We start from the raw sequence: 2342 nt of genomic DNA, 5'->3' as shown, positions 1-2342 counted from the left end.
GGTGGTGGGGACGGGATCGTACGGGGCAGGCGTTGTGCAACCGCTTCCACAACTCGCGCACCCGCGTCCGCTGCCGACGTTTGTGCAACCGCTTCCACAACCTTCCTCCCCGGCGCCAGGGACGTCAGTGCCACCCCGCCCACCAGCAGGATCGCCGCGCACCAGCGCAGGGGGCTGATCGGTTCGCCGAGGAAGAGGGCCGCGGAGGACATGCCGAAGACGGGGACGAGGAGGGAGAAGGGGGCGACCGTGGAGGCGGGGTGGCGGCGCAGGAGCCAGCCCCAGGCGCCGAAGCCGAGGACGGTGGAGATCCAGGCGACGAAGAGGACCGTGCCGACGCCGGCGAGGTCGAGGGAGCGCAGGGCGTCGAGGTCGCGGCGGGGGCCTTCGGTGAGCAACGACAGGGCGAGGAGCGGGAGTACGGGGACGGTGCTCACCCACACCATGAAGTTGAGGGCGTCGGGCGGCGCGGCCTTGCGGGTCAGGACGTTGGAGACGCCCCAGCAGGCGGCACCGGCGATGACGAGAGCGAATGCCCCGAGCGGCCCGGCCGTCCCCTCGTCGACGGCGGCGACGCCGATCCCGGCGAAGGCGACGCCCATGCCCAACACCCTGACGCGCGTGGGCCGTTCGCCCAGCACCGCGAACGCGATCAGCGCGGTGAACACGGCCTGGATCTGGAGGACGAGCGAGGAGAGCCCGGCCGGCATCCCCGCGTCCATCCCGACGAAGACGAACCCGAACTTCGCGACGCCGAGCGAGAGTCCGACTCCGACGATCCACTTCCACGCGACCTTCGGCCGCCCCACGAAGAACACGGCGGGCAGCGCGGCCACCAGGAAGCGCAGGGCGGAGAAGAGCAGCGGCGGAAAGTGGTCGAGACCGATTTCTATGACGGTGAAGTTGACGCCCCAGATCGCGGTGACGAGGACGGCGAGGAGGAGGTGTGCTGGTCGCATGCGTCGAGCATCGGCTGTACAGACCATGTAGCACCAGCGATGATTACTGCACGACAGAATGAAGCAACGCTTACCTTTGGGAGCCCGGCATGCTCGACCTCCAGCGGCTGCGCGCCCTGCACGCGGTCTCCGTCCACGGCACCGTCGGCGCCGCCGCTGCCGCGCTCGGGTACACCTCGTCGGCGGTGTCGCAGCAGATCGCCAAGCTGGAGCGGGAGACGAGGACGGTTCTGCTCGAACGCGAGGGCAGGGGCGTGCGGTTGACCGACGAGGCATGGCAACTAGCTGAGACCGCGCAGGAGTTGCTGGCGATCGTCGAGCGCGCGGAGACGGGGCTCGAAGAGCGCCGGGGGCTGCCCGCCGGGCGGCTGACGATCGCCGCGTTCGCCTCGGCGGCGCGGGGGCTGATGCCGGCCGTCCTCGCGGACCTGGCCCGCAGGCACCCCGCGCTCGACGCCCGGCTGACCGAGATCGACCCGCACCTGTCGGTGGACCTCGCGGCCAAGGGCGCGGTCGACCTGGTCGTCGCGCACGACTGGGACATCGCCCCGCTGCCCGCTCCGGCAGGGCTGGAGCAGGCGCACATCGGGGACGACCTGTGCGATCTCCTCGTACCTGAGAGCCACCCGTTCGCGGGTCGTACGGCGGTCACCCGGGAGGAGTTGGGCGGTGAGCGGTGGATCTGCCAGCCGCCGGGGCGGGTGTGCCACGACTGGCTCCTGCGTACCCTGCGCTCGGCCGGTCACGAGCCCGACGTGGTCCACCAGGCCGACGAGAACCCGACGCTGGTGGCGCTGGTCGCGGCGGGGCTGGGGGTGGCGCTGATCCCGCGCCTGGGTCGCGGGCCGCTGCCGCCGGGGGTGGTGGAGGTGCCGCTGGAGCCGGTACCCGTACGCAGGTTGTACGCCTTGTGGCGGACGGGGGCGGCGCGGAGGCCGGCGATCGCGGAGACGGTGCGGACGCTGCGGGAGCACTGGCCTAGGGTGACGGCGCGGTGAGGTTCGGTGAGGTGAGGTACCTCAGCGGTACGGGGGGTACGGGGTACTGGGGTACGAGGTCGGAGGCGGCCGGGGTTCGGACGCGGGCCGTCGCCGCCGGGAACCCTTCGCATCCGGCGTACGTCGAACCTCAAACTGCCGGACGAGTCACCACGGTGCGGTGTCGGCCCTCGCGGCTGGCCGTGATCGCCGACCCACCCTCTCCGCCGTACCGCGGCCGGCAGCGTGCCGTCATCGGCGTGCCCCCCTCCAAAGCGCCGATGGCGGCCCCTCCTGGCGTGAACTCCTCGTGACAGCGCGGCAGATCGGGTGATCCCAGGCCGTAGGGTGGGCCGATGCGCAGGGGGATCGGGCTCAGGGAGGTGGCCGAGCGGGCCGGGGTGTC

Annotated in this window: 2 protein-coding genes; one reads left to right on the top strand and one right to left on the bottom strand. The window is 72.0% G+C overall.

Annotated elements, in window-relative coordinates:
* Positions 1-959 (bottom strand): EamA family transporter (locus tag AOK24_RS35545; protein WP_055724096.1); only part of this gene is annotated, 959 nt, incomplete at its 3' end.
* Between the two features lie 89 nt (positions 960-1048).
* Between AOK24_RS35545 and AOK24_RS35540 the strand changes: the two genes are divergently transcribed.
* Complete coding sequence (locus AOK24_RS35540; RefSeq protein WP_055724095.1) at positions 1049-1957, top strand: LysR family transcriptional regulator; 909 nt, start codon at positions 1049-1051, stop codon at positions 1955-1957.
* The last annotated feature ends 385 nt before the right edge of the window (positions 1958-2342 follow it).

Origin of the sequence: Streptomyces niveiscabiei (assembly GCF_001419795.1) — a bacterium.
In the GTDB taxonomy this organism is placed as follows: Bacteria; Actinomycetota; Actinomycetes; order Streptomycetales; family Streptomycetaceae; genus Streptomyces; species Streptomyces niveiscabiei.
This window is presented reverse-complemented; position numbering and strand designations above follow the sequence as displayed.